The sequence below is a fragment of the Pseudomonas sp. C7.1 genome (assembly GCF_056312395.1).
The window spans coordinates 341,925-360,925 of sequence record NZ_JBWDTL010000003.1 but is presented as its reverse complement, the minus strand read 5'-3'; the positions used below and the strand labels follow the sequence as shown (position 1 = coordinate 360,925).

Here is a 19,001-nt window from a genome sequence, read left to right as displayed (position 1 = left end):
AACAAAACCCGGAGTTTACCTCGCCGAACACTATCCGATCACATCCATGCGGCTGTATACCTCCACACGCTCGTAACGTTTGGCGAATGGCGGGTGCGCATGGCGCGGTACGCATGGAATCAGTCGGTTAGCGATGGGTAAGCGTAGACGCGTATTCCACGTGTAACCAAAACCGGACTTTTTCAGCAGAGTCGGTCAGGGGCAGTCGTTCATGACCACCAATTCTCACCCGCCTTATAGCCCCTGCTACACCAAAGGCCTTTCCCACTGGATAATTCATCCTCGGCGACAGTCTGTTGACCGCCACAGAAATGCAAAGTAATTTGCGAGCGTTATCAAAGTGCAATCATGGATTTGGTTAGATCAGGATGCTCAATTTTTTTGCTATTTACACTTGGCGAAAGTATCTCTGCGGCATCTTTATTCTGCTTATGGTGGTACTTGACCCATTCGGGCTCACAAGTTCGACGGAAAACGCTTCGGCCCAGTGGCTCAATCGGATGTTTTCCGGCTTCTACGATACTCGAGGGCAGCAAAATATCGTCGTCGTATTGATTGACGACGCCTATTTGCTACGCAACAACACCTACTGGCCGATGCCTTACAGCGAGCAGAGCAAGCTGTTCAAGCGCTTGCTCTCCTACCAGCCCGCAGCACTCTTCATCGATCTGCTCTACAGCCACGATCACTCTCGTGGCGACCCTAGTCAGGGGAGCCAGTTGCTGGCCAATGTTTTTGCGCGCTACCAGCACCAGCGTATCCCTCTACTGCTCGCAAATACCGGCCAAGCACGCGGGAAAGACAGTCAGATCAATGTTCTACCGCAATTTGCCAGCGTCAGCTCACCAGCTCACCAGCTCTGGTGAGCTGGAGCGGATTTAGCGACAGGTATCCACTCTCCGTACAAACAGCGGTAGGGGCCATGGAAACCCCGGCACTCCAGCTTTATCGCCACTATTGCCGAGAGCACGCTTGCAAAACATTGCCAGCAAGCGTCATAGAATCGATTCAGGCACCACCCATTGCCGTGCAATGGGGTCTCGACCTTGCACCACAACAGGCACAGATATCCGATATCCGCCACTGTACGGAACCGGGTTTTCTGGACCAGTTCTTCCAAGCGGTTTTTTGGAAGTTGGGTAGCTCGGCCCAGGCGACCTGCCCTTATACCCTGACCCTGTCGGCCAGCGATCTGGAGGCCAACAGCGTCGAAGACCGTGCGCTACTTAAGCAGTTGCTGGCGAACAAGCTGATTCTAGTCGGTGCACACATTACCTCTGCTAGTGACTTGGTTCAGTCGCCGCTACATGGAAAAATCCCCGGCATTTACATGCACGCAATGGCTCTGGATAACCTCATCACCCAGGGCATGAACTATGACCGCGACCCATCAAATCTTTTCTGGGGTATCGACTGGTTGGATCTGGTCGAAGTCGCCCTGCTGCTGCTGATAGCCGTGCTGAAGGCTCTGCATGATCAGCACCGGAATAAGCTGGCGCCGGTATCGCCTTGGCCACACTGGGAGAAACGTTTTTTTGCCAAGGTGCGGTACTCGTGGTGCGTGGTGATTGGCTTTCTTCTCCTGCTCTGCCTCGTGCTTTATGCCTATGACATTACCCCCGCAAATGTTCTGGCAATTCTGCTGCTTTCGCTCGTGCTGTTCGGCGACAAGATCGAAGCCTGGTTAGACGGCTAAGGTTAGCGAAGCGCTTTTTTCATACCACTCAAGGACCCCTCGATATGAATAAAATTTTTGTTTTTCTGCTCAGCACGCTGGTCAGCCACGCCTGCCTAGCAGCCTCACCGACTGTCGAGGAGTTTCTCGCCGACCCAATTGCAGTCCTGAATGAGCAAGGCAAGCTTGAGCGCGAAATAGCCTTAAGCGAAGCCCCACCTAGCCCGCTGCCAGTACTACGGTACAACGAGGAGCTGGAGCTTGTGCAAGTCGAGCTAGCAGGCAAGAAAGTTTGGCTGGACACCATGGATCTACGCCTGAACCCTAGCAAGATTGTAAAGCTACCCTGCCAGAAAATGCCCACCAGTCAGGCACAAGACCATCAAAACAACTCCACCATTGGCTTTGGTGCCGGCTGTAGCAAATAAGGGATTAACTCGTGAAAGGACATCTACTGACACTACCGATACTCGCTATCCTGATCCTTGGCGGCTGCCAAACCATGCAAGGTGCAGATGAAGCCTTAATGAACCTTGTAGGCCCGTCGACACAATCACGTTTAATTGGCCGCTACTTCGAGCAGGCCGAAGTACGTGAGCATTTCAAACTGGATCCCCAGCAACTGAACAAACAACGTCTGAGCTTCGATGGTCGGACCATTCCGGCAGCCGAAACCCGCCAGCAGAATCTGGTGCACATCCCAGAACTGCAAAGCTATTTGCAAGGTATCGTCAGCCGTCTTGCCAAGGGCTGGCCAGGTGAACTTCCTCCGTTGCAGATACGCATTATTGACAGCTATGGCTTTGGTCCTTCGGCCGATCCTTATGGCAATATTTTTGTCCCGCTGGGCATGCTCGACAATGTTGAGAGCGAAGACGAAATTGCCGCCATGCTTGGCCATGAGATGAGCCATGTGCTGCTCCGTCACCATGACCGTATCGCTGCCTTCCAGCAGCAAAAAAAGCTAATGACCAACATCGCAACGACTGCGGTCATTGCAGTGATAGCCTCCAACGCCAGCATAGACAGAAGTTCTGGCAGCCTGAAACTAATCAGCAAAGACCCTCTCGGAACGCAGAAAACTATTGGGAACACCGTCCTTTACACCGCGCTGGCCAATACTTTCTCAGATAATGTTTGGAGTACCGCCTGGGGCCGTAGCCAAGAGGATCAAGCTGATCTACTCGGTACAGACCTGATGATTCTCAGCGGTTATGCACCGCGTGCTGCCAGCCACAGCCTGCAGCGGCTAAATGATTTCCAAGGCAAGCAGAAACCTTTGCTCAACAGCTTCCTAAGTGCGCGCAAGCACGCAATGCAGGATTCACTTAAACAGCTCAACCTTAACCGCTTAACTCAAGAGTTGAACATTCTGCTTAATCAGGGGCTGGCCACCAGCATTAACTCGGCAGGCCAGTACTTAAATCGCTCGCACATGTCTCCGATTGATCGCGATGAGGATCTACGCCAGTACCTGCAGCGCGAATATCGCCAGGAACGCAGAGCGAGGGTTGACCGCAACAGCTGGCCTAAAGTGCGCAACTCGAAAGCAGTCGCGAGTGCTATGCAAGGATACAAAGATGCCTATGCCGCGACGGTTGCACTTGAGGAGGGGAAAACTCGTGAAGCCCAAGTGTTCACCGAGCGCGCGCTTTCTTCGCCAGTAAAAAATCAGCCAGGTGTTCGGCGCGCGGCATTCAATCTGCACTTAGCCCAGGGCAATAGTCGCAAAGCCCTCAACGATCTGGAGTCAATACAAGACTGGACTCTGGCCGGCCCCTCGATCTACGACTTGATGATCAGCTACCATCTCAAGCGGGGCGACGCTCAATCCGCACTGGCGATGATAGATAAGGCTGAGCGCAATCTAGGCTCAGAAGAGTTATTTATTACTGAGAAGCTGCTGGCCAATCAGCAACTTAAGAACGAGCCACAGGTCCAGAGCATCTTGCGAAAATGCGATAAGTATCCTGCACAAAAAGAAAACTGTAAGAAGGTTGTACCGGTAAAAACTTGAGGTTTGTTCAATAAACGTAAGCGTCCAGCACGCCCACCTTTCCTCAAATCCCCCAGCCCGCATCCCCTGCACTTTTAAGCAGGCGGATGCTCGCTCTGAGCCAAGGGCGATAGCCGTAGTACAGGCTTCAAATGGTCAGGCGACAAGTGTGCATAGCGCTTGGTCATGGAGGAATGTCCAAGGATTCGCTGCAGGCTGAGGATGCCGCTATAGCGAAAGGCTTACACGCATTGGCTGCGATCTCCTCTGTTAACGCCTGCCCCCCGAATCTAATCTACACACATCAACTGAAGCGCAGGACGCGCTCAGGATCAAGGAGGATCGGCCATTGCCTAGGAGGCTTCTGACAGGAAGTCAGAATGGTCTTGAAGAAACCCGCTTCGGCGGGTTTTTTGTTGTCTCGTGAAAAAAGCTACTGCTTCTGATGCGGCAGAGCTTCCATCCGCAAATACCCGGATGCCCCTCACATTTTCGGTTTGTATTGGCGAAGTCAGACGCAGTACAACTTGGTGGTCAAACTACCTATTTCACTCTCAGCTCAACGCCCCTTCACACGCCCCTGCGTACCCAGCAGCAACCCCGCAAAAATCAGCGCAGCACCAAGCCAGTGGTAGCTCTGCAGGCCCTCCCCCAGTAGCAGCCAACCCAATATGGCGGTAAACACCGGCATCAGGTAGTTGGAGAGGGCCGCTTTGGCGGCACCGAGTACGCGGATGGCGTGGTTCCAGGCGAGGTAGGCGAGCAGTGAGGCGAAGATCGCGGTGTAGCTGATGGCGGCCAGGTTCTCTGGCGTCAGGTTGAAGTGCGCGCCCTGGGCCAGTTCGTAAAGATAGAACGGCAGAATCAGCGGTACGCCCAGCAGCATCAGTACGCCAAGCAGTGCCAGCGGCGGGATCGGCAGCAGGTGGCTGGCCCAGCGCCGCAACAGCAGCGAGTAAAGCGCCCAGTCGGCCACCGCCAGCAGCATGATCAGATCACCCTTGTTGAATGCCAGGCCACTGAGGCTGGCCCAGCTGCCTTTGCTGATCAGCACCAGCAGCCCGCCTGCGGCCACTCCCATGCCCCACCAGGCGCGTCGATGCGGCCACTCGCCGAGCAGCAGGCCGGCGCCGATAAAGGTCATCAGCGGCAGGCAGGTGTTGACCAGGGTGATATTGATCGCTGCCGTCGTTTGCGCGGCGGCGTACAGCAGGCTGTTGTAACCCGCGATGCCGACGCCGGCGAGCACCAGCAAACGCCAGCCGGCTGCGCGCAATGCCGCGCGGTGTTGCCACAGCGGCTTGGCCACGAAGGGCAGCAGCAGAACCAGGGCCAGGCTCCAGCGCCAGAATGACAAGGCAAACGGCGGAATCTCACCGGCAAACGCCCGTGCCACCAGGGCATTACCGGACCAGCAGAGGGTTGCCAGCAGCAGACCAGCCAGCGCGACACGCACGGAAGATTGCATGCCTCAGCTCTGCCCGAGCGGGCGCAGGCGGTATTGCGGCGGCAGCTGCTCCATGCCGCTGACGGTGACGTTGAGGTTCTTCCAGCGGCCGTCCTTGATGCCGTAGATACAGCCATGCACTGCCAGCGGCTGACCGCGATGCCAGGCGTTCTGCACGATGGTGGTGTGGCTGACGTTGGCCACCTGCTGGATCACGTTGAGCTCACACAGGCGGTCGACTTGCTCTTCCTCGCTGGGCAATTGCGCCAGGTGCTCGCGGTGCTCGTAGTAGAGGTCACGAATGCTGCGCAGCCAGCCGTCGATCAGGCCGAGCTGGCCGTCTTGCATCGAGGCGCGCACACCGCCACAGCCATAGTGGCCGGTGACCAGGATATGTTTGACCTTGAGCACATCGACCGCATACTGGATCACCGACAGGCAGTTGAGGTCAGTGTGCAGCACCACGTTGGCGACATTGCGATGCACGAACAGGTCGCCCGGCAGCAGGCCGACAATCTCGTTGGCCGGCACCCGCGCATCGGAGCAACCGATCCACAGGTACTCCGGCACCTGCTGCTGGGCCAGTTTGGCGAAGAACTCGGGATCTTCCTCTTTGATCGCTTCGGCCCAGCGCGCGTTGTTATCGAAGAGGTGTTGTAGGTCGCTCATGCGTCACTCCCAGGTTCGTCGATGCGCACCATAGGAGTGCCGCGGGCTTTTGACAAGCACGCGCGGCGCTCAGGTACAGCAATCTGCTCAGGCGCGGCGGCGGCGCAACAACCAGAGAATCAACAGCAGGCCCGCCAGCAGCACCAGGCTTACGCCCCACTGCAACGGCCCGGCGTAGCGGTACAGCTCTGCCGGCTGCAGGCTGGGCGCACGCAGCATGCGCTGCTCGGCGGCCGCGCCCCGGGTCGGGATATCGGCCAGGCCATCGCCGTCCAAATCCGGCAGGCTGCGAATATGGTCGAGCAGGCCCTGCCACTCTTTATATTCCTGCACGCCGGGCTGCTGCGGATCGGCATCGATGATTGCGTCCTTGATCGCCGCCAGCGGCTGGCCCTTAGCATCCTTGGGCTGCACGCTGAGCAGGCCCTTGGTCAGGTCGCTGACCAGCCAGGTAAAGCTGCCGACATAGCTGGTAGCGCCGATGCTGTAGAGGCGCGTATCGGCCAGGTCGAGCGGCGTGTAGCCCTTGATCGGGTCGCCCAGCTCAATCCGGCTGACCCGGTCAAACGGCACGCGCCAGGGGTTGTAGCTGAAGCGCAGGCCCGACACGCGCGGGTAATAGCTTTTGCTCTCGCGCACCTGATAGGCCAGCAGCAGCACTTCGAGCAGGTTCTTCAGCTCCTGCCCGCTGACATACACCTTGATCAGCGGATAGCCCGGCGCATTATCCAATTCACCAACGCCCAGCGGAGCGATGCGGAACAGGTCGGACACCGCCTGCACGCCATGCCGGCCCATGATCATGTTGTCGCGGATGGTGCCGTTGCCGGTGAACGACACATCGCTGCCCGTGGCCTGGCGCAGGGCATCGGTGACCAGATTGCCGAGAATCGGATCGTCATAGGCGCGGGTCAGGGTCTTGTCGACCTTGGCCAGCGGCTGGTCGAAAGTGTAACCCTTGGGCGCCAGCATCTGCGCGCTGACCACCTGCTTGAAGTCCTCGACTCTGGCAGTGATCGCGGCGCTGCCGGCAATCTGGTCATTGATCGGGTGCAGTTGGTAGTCGACAACCTGCGGCTTGCCGTCTGCGAGCAGGCGCATACGCAGCTCGCCGAGGTTCTGGATTTCCGAGCCGGCCTGCATCACCGGCGTACGCCCATTCACCAGCAGCGGTTGCGCCAACGCAGTGTGCGAGTGACCGCCAACGACAATATCGATGCCTGGCACCTGCTCGACCAACTCGACTTCCTCACCGCGCCAGCTGCCGTCTTCCTGCTGCACCACGCCCATGTGCGAAAGCAGAATCACCACCTCGGCGCCCTCCTCGCGCAGCTTGGCGACCATGGCCTGGGCGGTCACCACCGGGTCGGCAAACACCGCCGGTTTGATCATCGGGCTGACCGCCACGGCGTTGTTGCCGAGCAGGCCGAACAGACCAAAGCGGATACCGCCCTTGTCAATCAGCTTATAGGGCAGGATGCGCCCGGCGTCATAGTGCGCTTGCAGGCTGTCGTCTTCCTTGCGTACGGGATCGAAGCCGAGGTTGATCGACAGCAGCGGCATCAGCGCATCGCCTTTGATTTTGTGCGCTGCGCTGATCATCGCGGCCAGGCCGGCCGGACGAAAATCAAATTCGTGGTTGCCCAGGGTCGCGGCGTCGTAGCCCAGTTCAGTCATCAGGCGCAACTCGCCGCCGGTTTCGCGGGTTACGGTGTGAAACAGCGTGCCCATGCTGAAGTCGCCGCCATCGAGCAGCAGCACCGGTTGTTCACCGGCAGCGGCGCGGCGCTGTTCAAGCAAGGTGGCCAGACGCGCAACGCCGCCGACGGTGTCGTCATCGCCGGTGGTAGCGGGGGAATATTCGTTGTTCGGGCCAAAGCCGAGCAGGCGTGATTGCCAGTCGTTGGTGTGCAGGATGGTAAAGCTGCGTTCGGCGCTGAAGGTCTGAGCGGAGGTGAATAGGCAGAACACCGCGAGCAACGAAGCAGACAGGCGCATGACAAATCCTTAGGGCAATGGGCCGAATACCGCTGCAGCTGAGGCAGCGCGCGCCAGTATGCGACAAGCTCTGCGTCAGGTCAGCGGCGAATAGCGCCGCGCGCGGTAGCCAATCGTGTCAGCACGCTGCAGGGCAAGGGCCTAATCGAACAGCGGGCAGACCATTACCAGTGCGTCCTCACGTCCACCCACGGCCGGGTAGTAATCGCGGCGGCGGCCGACTTCGTTAAAACCGTAGCGCTCGTACAGGCGGTACGCCACCTGATTACTCGCGCGCACCTCCAGAAAACAGTCATTGGCGCCCTGCTGCTGGGCTTGCTGCATCAGGTGTTCGAGCAGCTTCAGGCCCAGGCCACGACCCTGGCTTTCAGCCTTGACGGTGATGTTGAGCAGGTGCGCCTCGTCCATGATGATCTGGATAACGCCGTGGCCGACCTGCTGCTCGCCCTCGAACATCACCCAGCAGTTGTAGGAGGTCAGGCTGTCGGTAAAGATGCCGCGCGTCCAGGGATGGCTGAAGGCGGCGTATTCGATTTTCAGCACCGCATCGATATCCGCCGCAGTCATCGGGCGGAAGCTGATTGCATCACTCATTCAGGTGGACTCGGCAAGCAGGAGAAACCACGGCCAAGCGGCCGGATAAAGGTGTATTCACGCGTCGGCCAACCAGCGCTGACGCACGCGGCGCATGGCTTGCCACAGCTCGCGCTTGCGCTCGGGCTCATCCATCAGCAACTCCAGGCCCGGCAGCGCCCAGGCGGCGCCCAGCCCCTCAACCTGCAACTCACGGTTATAGGCGTCGGCATCGGCTTCACCGGCAAAGCGAATGGCGGGCAAGCCCACCAGCCATAGGCAACTGCAGGGCTCTTGATCTTCCAAGCGTGCGCCAACAAAGCTCTGCACATATTCCAGCGCCGCTTGCGGGCCCTGATCGATCTGCCCCCGCACCAACAGCGGCCAGCGCACCGGCTCGCCAATCAGTTGCGGACTGTCCGGCAGGCCGGCGGCGCGCAGCAGATCCTTGAGCAGCAGATACGCCGGATCACGCCCTTGCAACGGCTCGCCGGTGGGCAATTCGACCAGCAGCGCACAGGCGCCAGCACGCAGCAATTGCAGGGCAAAACGCGGAGGCGCGACGGGCGTTGGCTGGGAAGTAATCTGCGTTTCGGCGTCGACTGTAGCCGGCTCCACCTTGGCCATGCGCCCCTGAGGCGCCGGACGCGGCACTTCGATCTTGGGGCGGGTCACTGGCGCGGCAAAGGCGGCTTCGGCTCGCGGCGACTCATAGGCCGGCGCAGCTTCAGCCACCGCCTGTGGCACGGCAACGGTTACCACCTGCTCAGGCTCTAACTCAACCAGCGGCTGCAGCAACTCCGGGCGTGAGGGCGCGGCAAACGGCAGCTCCACACGCGGCAGCCAACTGGCCACCTGCATGGCACTCAGGTAAGCGCGACGGCGCAGTTCTGCAATCAAACGTCAGCCGCCTGCGGGTGAGCCTTCTGCCCCGCCTGCATCAGGTTGAGCGCATTGATATAGGCCTTGGCCGATGCCACCAGAATGTCGGTATCGGCGCCATTGCCATTGACGATGCGCCCAGCCTTCTCCAAGCGCACAGTCACCTCGCCTTGCGAGTCGGTGCCCTGGGTGATGGCGTTGACCGAATACAGCTGTAGGTTGGCGTCTGAGCTGACAATCGACTCGATGGCCTTGAAGGTGGCATCCACCGGTCCGGAACCCTGTGCATTGCCACTGTGCTCCGCCCCCGCAACGCTGACCACAACCTGAGCCTGCGGCACCTCGCCGGTCTTGCTCGCCACTTCCAGGGTGACCAGCTTGAAGTGCTCCGGCGCCTCGTCGGCCAGGGTGTCGGAGACCAGCGCCTGCAGGTCTTCGTCGAAGATTTCGTGTTTCTTGTCGGCCAGATCCTTGAAGCGGGCGAAGGCGGCGTTTAGCTCCGCCTCACCCGCCAGGACGATACCCAGCTCGTCCAGGCGCGAGCGGAAGGCATTGCGTCCGGAGAGTTTGCCCAGCGACAGTTTGTTGGTGTGCCAGCCAACTGACTGGGCAGACATGATTTCGTAGGTTTCGCGGTGCTTGAGCACGCCGTCCTGGTGAATACCGGATTCGTGGGCGAAGGCGTTGGCGCCGACAATGGCCTTGTTCGGCTGCACCGGGAAACCGGTGATACCAGAGACCATGCGCGAGGTGCTTAGAATATGCGGGGTGTCGATGCGTGTGTGTACGCCGAGCAGATCTTCGCGGGTTTTGATCGCCATAACGATCTCTTCCAGCGCGGCGTTACCGGCGCGCTCACCGAGGCCGTTGATGGTGCACTCCACCTGCCGCGCACCGGCCACTACGGCGGCCAGGGAGTTGGCCACGGCCAGGCCCAGGTCGTTGTGGCAATGCACGGAGAACACCGCCTTGTCGGCGTTAGGCACACGATTGAGCAATTGACGAATGGTCTCGGCATATTGATGCGGAATGGCGTAACCAACGGTATCGGGGATATTGATGGTGCGCGCGCCAGCGTCGATGGCCGCTTCGATAATGCGGCAGAGGAAATCGATCTCCGAACGGCCGGCGTCCTCACAGGAGAATTCGACATCGCTGCACAGGTTGCGTGCGCGTTTGACCGCGTGCACGGCCTGCTCGACCACCTGATCCGGCTGCATGCGCAGTTTGTACTGCATATGGATCGGGCTGGTGGCGATAAAGGTGTGGATGCGCCCGGAGTTGGCGCCCTTGAGCGCTTCGGCGGCGCGATCAATATCGGCATCCAATGCCCGAGACAGGCTGCACACGGTGCTGTCCTTGATGCTGTCGGCAATCGCCTTGACCGCCGCAAAGTCGCCGGGGCTGGCGATGGCGAAACCGGCTTCGATCACATCGACGCGCAAACGCTCCAGGGCCTTGGCGATGCGCAGCTTTTCTTCACCGGTCATCGACGCGCCGGGGCTCTGCTCGCCGTCACGCAGGGTGGTATCGAAAATAATGACGCGGTCGTTGCTGCTCATGCTGGTGTCCTCACGGAGTCGCCGTAGCACGCACCCGACATTGGGGCGCGTTTCGATAAGGGTTGATTGTCGCGTGAAATGCCACGGGCGGGAAGCGCGGCGCGTATCGATGCCACTTCGCTACGAAAGCTGCAAAAAGCAAAACGCCCACCAAAATGGCGGGCGTTTTGTTTGGATAGAGCCTTTACCGCTGATGGGTATCGCTTCGCTCAACCCATCCTACGATCTGATTAACGCACCTTCAACGACGCAGGGCCGACGCGCAGCCAATCAGAGGGCCTGATCCCAGGGACGGTCGCCATTGGCGTCCTTGATCCGGGTGGGCAGGCCCATTACATCCAGCAGCTTGAGGAACGGCCCGGCCGGTAACTCTTCAACGTTGGCCATGCGCGCCACATCCCAATCACCACGAGCCACCAGCAAGGCAGCCGCGACCGGCGGAACGCCTGCGGTGTAAGAAATGCCCTGGCTGTCGGTTTCTACATACGCATCTTTGTGGTCGGCGACGTTGTAGATAAACAGCTCGGCCGGCTTGCCGTCTTTGGTGCCTTTGACCAGGTCACCAATGCAGGTCTTGCCGCTGTAGCCCGGTGCCAGCGAGGCGGGGTCGGGCAGCACGGCCTTGACCACTTTCAGCGGCACCACTTCCAGGCCTTCGGCAGTTTTTACCGGCTGCTCGGAGAGCAGGCCGAGGTTTTTCAGCACGGTAAACACATTGATGTAGTGCTCACCGAAGCTCATCCAGAAACGCACATTGGGTACGTTCAGGTGCTTGGACAGGGAATGCACTTCGTCATGCCCGGTCAGGTACAGATTTTGTTCGCCGACCACTGGCAGGTCGTCGGTGCGTTTGACTTCAAACATTGTATTGCTGGTCCACTGGCTGTTCTGCCAGCTCCAGACTTGCCCGGTGAATTCACGGAAATTGATTTCCGGGTCGAAATTGGTGGCGAAGTACTTGCCGTGCGAACCGGCGTTGACGTCGAGGATGTCGATCGACTCGATGCTGTCGAAGTACTGCTGTTGCGCCAATGCGGCATAGGCATTGACCACGCCCGGGTCGAAACCGACGCCGAGGATGGCGGTCACGCCCTTGTCCTGGCATTCGGCCAGATGCTTCCACTCATAGTTACCGTACCAAGGCGGCGTTTCGCAGACCTTGCCCGGTTCTTCGTGGATGGCGGTGTCGAGGTAGGCGGCGCCGGTATCCATGCAGGCACGCAGCACCGACATATTGAGGAAGGCCGAGCCCACGTTGATGACGATCTGCGATTCGGTTTCGCGAATCAGCGTCTTGGTTGCTTCAATATCCAGCGCATTGAGGGCATAAGCCTGGATCTCGGCCGGCTGCTTCAAGCTGCCTTTGGCCTTTACGCTGTCGATGATGGCCTGGCATTTGGAGATGCTGCGCGACGCGATGGCAATACGACCGAGTTCGTCGTTGTGCTGCGCGCACTTGTGGGCCACCACCTTGGCGACACCTCCTGCACCAATGATCAGAACATTCTTCTTCAATTGTTTCACCTCCTGGGTACTGCGTTATTGAGAGAGTTGCAACGGGTTTACAACACGTAGGGTGGATGACGTTTTTTTCATCCACCAACGCGATTGCGAGTGGTGGACGGAAAAGCGCCGTCCACCCTACGAATCAGCTGAGGCTGGACAGGTAATCGTCAAAGCCAAATTCACGCACCACCTCGACGCTGCCGTCGAGTTGCTTGACCACGATGGACGGCATTTTCAGGCCGTTGAACCAGTTTTTCTTGACCATGGTGTAACCCGCTGCGTCGATAAACGACAGGCGATCGCCGATGGTCAGAGGCTTGTCGAATTGGTACTCACCGAAGATGTCACCGGCCAAGCAGGATTTGCCGCACACCATGTAGGTGTGCTCGCCGCTGCACGGTTCCATCTTGGCGTTGAGCCGGTAGATCAGCAGGTCGAGCATGTGCGCTTCGATGGAGCTGTCGACCACGGCCAGATGTTTGCCGTTGTACAGGGTGTCGAGCACCGTGACTTCCAGCGAGGAGCTCAGGGTGATCGCCGCTTCGCCCGGCTCCAGATACACCTGAACGCCGAAACGCTCGGAGAAGGCCTTGAGCCGCGCACAGAATTGGTCCAGTGGATAGTCGTCGCCGGTGAAGTGAATGCCGCCACCAAGACTGACCCACTCAACCTGCTCCAGCAGGTGGCCGAAGCGTTCCTCAATGGTGCTCAGCATCTGGTCAAATAGCTCGAAGCTGCCGTTCTCACAGTTGTTGTGGAACATAAAGCCGCTGACCTTATCCATCACCGCAGCGATCTTTTCCGGGTCCCACTCGCCGAGACGGCTGAAGGGACGTGCCGGGTCGGCCAGCAGGTAATCCGAGCTGCTCACCTGCGGATTAACGCGCAGGCCGCGCACTTTGCCAGCGGAGGCCTCGGCAAAGCGTTCGAGCTGGCCAATGGAGTTGAAGATGATCTTGTCGCAGTTGGCGAGCATCTCGGGGATTTCGTCATCAGCCCAGGCCACACTGTAGGCGTGGGTTTCGCCGGCGAACTTTTGCCGACCGAGCTTGAGCTCGTACAGCGAGGACGAGGTGGTGCCGTCCATGTATTGCTGCATCAGGTCAAACACCGACCAGGTGGCGAAGCATTTGAGCGCCAGCAGCGCCTTGGCGCCGGAGTGCTCGCGAACGTAGGCGATCTTTTCCAGGTTGCCCAAGAGCTTTTGCTTATCGATCAGGTAGTAAGGCGTTTTGATCATTTCGGTGCCCCGTGCAAGGTCGGCCAACGGAGAGCAGAGACTGCTCCCCCCAAAAAGTGGAGGCGAATTGTGCCGACAACCGGCACATATCGAAAGGGCAACGGGGATATTTCCTCGATTCAGCGACTATTGGCAACGACTGGGCGGCCAATGTGAAGCCACCGGCGCGCTCTATAACGCGCCAGCAGAATGACCAACAAGAATGACAGGGGCATGACGGCACAAAGCGCCTGCATGGCGCTTGTTATGCGGATCAGTTGATTGGCGTCGCCGTCAGGTTGGCGCGGATATCGGCGTTCTGCAGCTTGACTCCATACATCGAGGTCACTGCACCACCGTCTGGATGAACGTGCTGAATCCGGTCGATATTCACTTCCTTGAAGTGCACGCGACCGTTGACCGCAAAGCCCAGCGGATCGGGACTGACCGGCGTACAGCCGGAGGTCGTCTTGTCGCACACTTTAGTCGGCGCCACATCGAGATTGAGGTCAACGTTAAAGCCATAGGCATTGGCGTTCGGGTTGCTCGGGGTACCGTCGGAGGTGTGAAAATTATCCACCACCAGCTGACTGCCCGTGCCATTAACGCCATTGACCCTGCCCGTTTCGATGATGACCTGGTTACGTTTCTCGTTATTCGACACCGTATTACTCGGGTTACCACTGGTGTCGCGCACAAACACGTTTTTCAACTTGACCGAGATACCTTCGTCGCCGCGATTTTCCCAGCGCCCTCCGTTAGCGGTACACGCGCTCGCGGTACTGCCGCTGCCGCCCACGCACAACGCACCGGCCCCGCCCGAGCTGATGGCCAGGGTGGAACCCAGCTCATAACGCTTGAGCACCAGACGGCCAATGCTGCTGCCGGTTAGGCGGTCGCCCCAGCGCACATTGGCAACATCCAGCTTCGACCAGTAGGTGCCTTTGCGCAGCTCGACGCCATTGTTGCTGATATCCAGCGAGCCTTCGCGGTAATGCATTTCATAGCTGCTACCCGACAGCCACAGCCCACGACCATTTTCATCCACGGTGATCGCCGCATTGGCCTCAGTGATATAGAAGTCGGCGTTATAACGCAGGCCGTCGCCCACAGCACCACCGGCGCGCAAAGTGATCTGGCCATTGAGGGTGAAATCATAGGCCGGGAAGATTTCCATCAGCACCAGCAACTCAGTGCCGCCCTGTAGGGGCGCATCCGGCGTGCCCACGCGCAAACCATCGAAGCTGTAGCTGCCGACGATGTTCTTCAACCCCAGGCGCATACCATCAAAGTGGCCGTTATAGCCGCCACTGTTTATGTCGCTGTTGGTTCCTGCATAGCAGCCGGCGCTCACGCCTGCCGCGCAGCTCTTGGTCAGATCGAAACTGAACTGGCCAGTGCCGTAGGTGCGCAGCCCGCTGAACCACATGGTGTTGCCGTTATCGGTGAGCGCCAGGGAGCTGTTGACCATATTCCAACTGAGGTCGGCGCTGATGCCCTTCTGCCCGGAATTGGGGTCGCCACCCGGACGCAGTTTCAACCAGTTCTGCCGCGCGCCCTGGTCGAGGAAATTCAGGTCCAGCGCCAGGCCGCCGAGTTTCTGATTGCTCGGGTTGCCCATGATCAGGCCGCCGAGGGTGGCGTTGAATTTGAGATCCTGAAAGGCAATTTTGGCGTAGCTGCCCGCACCGTCTTGCTCCAGATCGAGGGTAAGGCCGGCGTTACTGATCAGGCTGCCAGCGAAGTTCTCGGCGCGCAGCACGCCTTCGTCCTGATACTGAAACAGGCTGTTGGTGATGGTGATATTGGGCTTGATCCGCAGCCCCTCGCCGCTGGCGCCGCCGCCGGCAATGCTAATGCTGCCGCCCAAACGCAAGTCCATATCCAGCTTGCCGAAGCTGCGTTGGGCATCAACGTCACGCAGGTCTGGGCTGCCCGGCGTCACCGCCACACCTGGCGTCGGGTCGCCATGGGCCAGATCGAGGCCGATACCGGCAATCGAGCCGACAAAGCGCGAGGTGCCGAGGTCCAGCTTGATTTCCTGGCCGCTGCCGCCGCTGACGATATCCAGGTAGGCGTTGTTCAGGTAAGTGTCGAACGACAGGCCTTTGACGATCAGGTCAAAGCCATTGTCGCGGTAATAAAAAGTCGCCGCGCTCAACGACAACTGACTGTCATCCACGCTGAAGCCGCTAACGCCGCTGGCCCCGCCGCCACTCAGTTTGAGGCTGGCTCCCAGAGTAAAGAAGGCGCGAAAGGAACCGAAACTTTTGCTGCTACCGGCCAGTTCAATGTTGTCGATACTCAGCATCTGAGCACTGCCGCTGTGCTGCACCTGCAATTGATCGCCAACCACATCAAGCGTGGTGGTCGAGCTGCTGCCGGCAACCTGCGGCGTGCTGCTGACGCCTTTCAGGCTAAGGGTCTGACCATCCTGTTTGTAGTCAATACTGCCGGCAGACCAGCCACCTCCGCTGGTTTGCAGGCTGATGCCATCGCGCCCGCTGACGGATGACAACGCCTGATCATCCAGCGCCTGCATGGCTTGCGTCAGCGGGCTCAGAAGTGCGAGCAACAACAGCGAATGACGGTGCATGGCCCTGCTCCTCAGTTCTGCGGAAAGATCAGCACGTTGCCCTGCATACGGATGGTGCCGTCGATCTTCGCCGAGAAGATATTGGTCTGCTGATACGACGGATTACCGCCGTTGGCCACGCTCAGCGACTTGTTCTGCCAGCCGCCCTGATTAGCGACGCCAAAGGCGAAACTGCCATCCTTGAACTTCACCTCGTTGGGTAAACCAAACTCCAGCACATCCTGATTAAAGGCTGCACCATCACCGTTAAAGCCACTGTTGATGGTGCGGGTGCGCAGGGTCAGGCCCTCAAAACTGAACACGCCCTTGAGATTGTCCAACACATACCAGCCGCCATCGGCCTCGGAGCGAATCGCTACGCGCATACCGCAGTTCTCCGGTGTACTGGCACCCGCATTGGCACAGCTGCGCTGGTTGGCCGTCCAGGTGCTGGGGTTGTTGCTGACCGGCTTGCTCCACAGCACGCCGCCATCCTTGTTGATACTGAACTCACCGGACAGGTAAACCCCGCCCTGGCCATTCATGCTGCTCAGGGTGTCATCGTCCAATGCCTGCATTTCGGCAAGGGCAGGCATGGCCAGCAATGCACTGAGGGTTAACCCAAATCTAGAGATCACGGCTGGTCACCTTCAGGTAGTTGAAGCTCAGGCCGGATATTTCGTTTCGGCCGAAGTTGTACCCCCAGCTCATCCCACCGCCCCCCACTACAGCCTGTCCACTTGAATTAAGGGCAGCGCCCGGCATATTGGTAAAACCATTAGCTGGAGGACGTCCGTAACCGATGTTCATGTTGTCTAACACCAGGTTGGTGCGCGGCGTATTGGCATAGAAGTCGGCTGCCTGGGTATTGCGCTGAGCCGCCGTACCTGCGGTGTTAACCGGATTACTGAGTTCCAGAACAAACTGACCATTGCTATTTACATCAAACTGCAGCGGCTGGAACTTGCCATAACCCAAGGCAATATTTGCGTAAGCATTGGTCAAGTACATGGTGCCAGCCAGGGCAGCGGCAGAAGTACAGTTGGCTGAAGCCTCTGGGGCTGTGCAGGCGCTAATATCAAGATTTTTAGCAAAGATATTGATCAGTGCCTCGCCCACCAACTGTTTGCGGCTGTTATCCCCCCACAACCGCAGGTAAGAGCCGTCCATGGTCAACTGAGCCAGGTCAAAATCGAGAATATCCTTACGCCCTCCCCCCACGCTGAAGTCGAAGCGCATACCTAGGTCGGCACGCCCACTCGGATCACTGGAGCAGTTCAACCCCGCACCCGCGTAACCGCTAATGCAGCTTGAGCCGCCGGATGTCATGCGCTCCGGAAAAGCCAGTGTCAGCACGGCCACGTTGTTGGGCGTAGTCTGCACCCATTGCGAGGCTCCATTAGGAGCCCAATACTGGACGGTTTTATTTGCACCACCTTCACGAACAACCTTACTACGCAGCTCCCATGTATCGCTGAGGGCGCGCATTTCCTCGCCCTTGCCCAGGGTCACGGTAAAGGGATGGTTCAATCGCCCGAGCGTAACCGGCGTTTTATTGGCACCTTTGTTACTACCGCTGCCGCTCAGGTAAAACTCCGACAATGTGATGGGCATGTTTTCCTTGATACCGCCGGGCCTGACTCGTTCAATATCATTGATCGTGATATTGGCCCCAGAGGCATCAAGCATGATGCCGTCCAGAACGAAACCTAAACCTGCACCCTGAACGGTCGACAGTTCTTCGTCTGCCAGCTCCTGCATTTCCGCAGAACTACACGCGACAAACGAAACCAATAAGCAGAACCCGATTGATCGCATCATGGTTAACACCCGTGAGTCGCTGAGCCGAGACAGGTATCTTTGCGTGCAATGCCTTCCAGCGCCTGTTGGAAGCTCAGGTTAATGGCTGCCGTACCATCGGCATTGCGCGGCAGGTTCATAAAAGCGCCCGCCAGAGCCGTGATGAATTTGCTGGCATCCTGCTGATCACGCCACTGTACGTTTTCCGTCTGCATAGAGAGGAATACGCCATTGGCATTGCCCGTAAACTGCTGGGTCTGATTGTCAAACTTACCGACAGGAATACTGCCGTAATCGGAAAGATTGAAGCACGTGCTGACACCTAACAGACCGCAGTCCTGTGACTTGAATAACCCCAGCAAAAAGTTGGCAACCGCGCCTGATGCGGGCATTGAAAGCTTCGTGCCATCTGGCAGACCGGCCATGGTGCCGCGCACTGGGTCTGCACTACCGGCCCCGTTGACCAGCGTCGCCTGCGCCTTGAACTCATCATTAGCCCAAGTGCCACTTACCAGTGACCTTGCGATGCCGCAGATTGGATCCCAGCCACAATTCATTTTCTGACCGAGATAGCTGCCTTTACCGAAGATATCGATGGCCAGATTGCCGGTGTAAGTATTGATATTGCCCGACAAAAGCCCTTGCGCTTCGCCAAGGCCTAAGCGTATGCCCACAACTTTGTTGTCTTTGTAAGCCAGCTCCAGAAAGGGATTGGAAATACGGAATGGGTTGATTGTGTCGTCCGCGTTGACCGACCCAAGGGCAAAATTATCGATATTGATATCTGCGGTATTGGCAGCCTCACCCGTGCGGCCATACAAGCCCAGTTTGAGCTTGTTCATGTTCAATTGGGTTTCAATGTCCATGCCGAAATTGATGCGGGTGTAATTCACTCCGGCATAGCTATCAGTGGCCAGGTTTATAAATGCCTGGCCAGTGATCTCCGACAACTCGTTGTCCGCTAACTCAACCATCGCCCCATGGGCAGCAGCACTCAGCAGCGCACTGCACATCAGAGCACAGGCGGTCTTGGCAAAACGCAAAGTGGGACGCATGGCGGATTCCTTTTATTCTTATGGTGACAAGCCTTGGGAGGCTC

The 19,001-nt window shown here is 58.4% G+C and carries 16 protein-coding genes and 1 pseudogene; 4 read left to right on the top strand and 13 right to left on the bottom strand.

All coding sequences use genetic code 11. The features are described 5' to 3' along the window. Nucleotides 1-368 precede the first annotated feature (368 nt). From AC0T4W_RS04965 to AC0T4W_RS04950, 4 genes are read left to right on the top strand one after another with little or no spacing between them, the layout of a single operon-like run. Nucleotides 369-866 (top strand): CHASE2 domain-containing protein, encoded by a 498-nt coding sequence (locus AC0T4W_RS04965; RefSeq protein ID WP_476316900.1) that lies wholly within the window; start codon nt 369-371, stop codon nt 864-866. A gap of 56 nt (nt 867-922) precedes the next feature. Beyond that, nucleotides 923-1,696 (top strand): CHASE2 domain-containing protein, encoded by a 774-nt coding sequence (locus tag AC0T4W_RS04960; RefSeq protein ID WP_476316898.1) that lies wholly within the window; start codon nt 923-925, stop codon nt 1,694-1,696. Nucleotides 1,697-1,740: 44 nt separating this feature from the next. After that, nucleotides 1,741-2,103, top strand: coding sequence for a hypothetical protein (locus AC0T4W_RS04955; protein WP_476316896.1), 363 nt, complete (start codon nt 1,741-1,743; stop codon nt 2,101-2,103). 11 nt (nt 2,104-2,114) lie between these two features. Continuing rightward, entirely contained in the window at nt 2,115-3,692 is a 1,578-nt protein-coding gene (locus AC0T4W_RS04950; RefSeq protein ID WP_476316893.1) for a M48 family metallopeptidase, read from the top strand. Between the two features lie 74 nt (nt 3,693-3,766). Here the strand turns inward: AC0T4W_RS04950 and AC0T4W_RS04945 are convergent. The 13 genes and pseudogenes from AC0T4W_RS04945 to AC0T4W_RS04885 form a co-directional block, all read right to left on the bottom strand. Further along, nucleotides 3,767-3,895 (bottom strand): annotated as a pseudogene (locus tag AC0T4W_RS04945) (phage integrase); the annotation flags it as partial. 335 nt (nt 3,896-4,230) lie between these two features. Next, entirely contained in the window at nt 4,231-5,139 is a 909-nt protein-coding gene (locus AC0T4W_RS04940) for a DMT family transporter (RefSeq protein ID WP_476316890.1), read from the bottom strand. A 3-nt stretch (nt 5,140-5,142) separates the two neighbouring features. Then, nucleotides 5,143-5,787 (bottom strand): carbonate dehydratase, encoded by a 645-nt coding sequence (gene can, locus AC0T4W_RS04935; protein WP_476316888.1) that lies wholly within the window; start codon nt 5,785-5,787, stop codon nt 5,143-5,145. Between the two features lie 87 nt (nt 5,788-5,874). Then, nucleotides 5,875-7,785, bottom strand: a complete 1,911-nt coding sequence (locus tag AC0T4W_RS04930) for a bifunctional metallophosphatase/5'-nucleotidase (RefSeq protein ID WP_476316886.1) — start codon at nt 7,783-7,785, stop codon at nt 5,875-5,877. Nucleotides 7,786-7,926: 141 nt separating this feature from the next. After that, on the bottom strand, nt 7,927-8,379 hold the full coding sequence (rimI, locus tag AC0T4W_RS04925) for a ribosomal protein S18-alanine N-acetyltransferase (RefSeq protein WP_275963439.1): 453 nt from the start codon (nt 8,377-8,379) through the stop codon (nt 7,927-7,929). A 57-nt stretch (nt 8,380-8,436) separates the two neighbouring features. After that, the gene (locus AC0T4W_RS04920) at nt 8,437-9,258 is read right to left on the bottom strand and encodes an energy transducer TonB (RefSeq protein WP_476316884.1); all 822 of its coding nucleotides are present in this window, start codon (nt 9,256-9,258) and stop codon (nt 8,437-8,439) included. Further along, a complete protein-coding gene (locus tag AC0T4W_RS04915) occupies nt 9,255-10,802 on the bottom strand; it encodes a 2-isopropylmalate synthase (RefSeq protein ID WP_476316881.1) in 1,548 nt (515 codons plus the stop codon). Before AC0T4W_RS04915 ends, AC0T4W_RS04920 begins: the two co-directional genes overlap by 4 nt. Nucleotides 10,803-11,072: 270 nt before the next feature. Beyond that, the gene (locus tag AC0T4W_RS04910) at nt 11,073-12,317 is read right to left on the bottom strand and encodes a saccharopine dehydrogenase family protein (RefSeq protein WP_476316878.1); all 1,245 of its coding nucleotides are present in this window, start codon (nt 12,315-12,317) and stop codon (nt 11,073-11,075) included. Nucleotides 12,318-12,450: 133 nt separating this feature from the next. Further along, nucleotides 12,451-13,548 (bottom strand): carboxynorspermidine decarboxylase, encoded by a 1,098-nt coding sequence (locus AC0T4W_RS04905; protein WP_476316875.1) that lies wholly within the window; start codon nt 13,546-13,548, stop codon nt 12,451-12,453. A gap of 253 nt (nt 13,549-13,801) precedes the next feature. After that, the gene (locus AC0T4W_RS04900) at nt 13,802-16,123 is read right to left on the bottom strand and encodes a DUF6160 family protein (RefSeq protein WP_476316873.1); all 2,322 of its coding nucleotides are present in this window, start codon (nt 16,121-16,123) and stop codon (nt 13,802-13,804) included. 11 nt (nt 16,124-16,134) lie between these two features. Next, nucleotides 16,135-16,740, bottom strand: a complete 606-nt coding sequence (locus AC0T4W_RS04895; RefSeq protein WP_476316870.1) for a DUF6160 family protein — start codon at nt 16,738-16,740, stop codon at nt 16,135-16,137. Next, nucleotides 16,730-17,923, bottom strand: coding sequence for a hypothetical protein (locus AC0T4W_RS04890; RefSeq protein WP_476316867.1), 1,194 nt, complete (start codon nt 17,921-17,923; stop codon nt 16,730-16,732). The genes AC0T4W_RS04895 and AC0T4W_RS04890 overlap by 11 nt, the downstream gene beginning before the upstream one ends. Nucleotides 17,924-17,925: 2 nt before the next feature. After that, entirely contained in the window at nt 17,926-18,957 is a 1,032-nt protein-coding gene (locus AC0T4W_RS04885; RefSeq protein ID WP_476316864.1) for a hypothetical protein, read from the bottom strand. Between the last annotated feature and the right edge of the window lie 44 nt (nt 18,958-19,001).

Excerpts from the sequence above, each read along its gene's own strand:
- AC0T4W_RS04965 (WP_476316900.1), top strand. The coding sequence starts at position 369 with ATGCTCAATTTTTTTGCTATTTACACTTGGCGAAAGTATCTCTGCGGC.
- AC0T4W_RS04960 (WP_476316898.1), top strand. The coding sequence starts at position 923 with ATGGAAACCCCGGCACTCCAGCTTTATCGCCACTATTGCCGAGAGCAC.
- AC0T4W_RS04955 (WP_476316896.1), top strand. The coding sequence starts at position 1,741 with ATGAATAAAATTTTTGTTTTTCTGCTCAGCACGCTGGTCAGCCACGCC.
- AC0T4W_RS04940 (WP_476316890.1), bottom strand. The coding sequence starts at position 5,139 with ATGCAATCTTCCGTGCGTGTCGCGCTGGCTGGTCTGCTGCTGGCAACC.
- can (WP_476316888.1), bottom strand. The coding sequence starts at position 5,787 with ATGAGCGACCTACAACACCTCTTCGATAACAACGCGCGCTGGGCCGAA.
- AC0T4W_RS04930 (WP_476316886.1), bottom strand. The coding sequence starts at position 7,785 with ATGCGCCTGTCTGCTTCGTTGCTCGCGGTGTTCTGCCTATTCACCTCC.
- rimI (WP_275963439.1), bottom strand. The coding sequence starts at position 8,379 with ATGAGTGATGCAATCAGCTTCCGCCCGATGACTGCGGCGGATATCGAT.
- AC0T4W_RS04915 (WP_476316881.1), bottom strand. The coding sequence starts at position 10,802 with ATGAGCAGCAACGACCGCGTCATTATTTTCGATACCACCCTGCGTGAC.
- AC0T4W_RS04905 (WP_476316875.1), bottom strand. The coding sequence starts at position 13,548 with ATGATCAAAACGCCTTACTACCTGATCGATAAGCAAAAGCTCTTGGGC.
- AC0T4W_RS04900 (WP_476316873.1), bottom strand. The coding sequence starts at position 16,123 with ATGCACCGTCATTCGCTGTTGTTGCTCGCACTTCTGAGCCCGCTGACG.
- AC0T4W_RS04890 (WP_476316867.1), bottom strand. The coding sequence starts at position 17,923 with ATGATGCGATCAATCGGGTTCTGCTTATTGGTTTCGTTTGTCGCGTGT.
- AC0T4W_RS04885 (WP_476316864.1), bottom strand. The coding sequence starts at position 18,957 with ATGCGTCCCACTTTGCGTTTTGCCAAGACCGCCTGTGCTCTGATGTGC.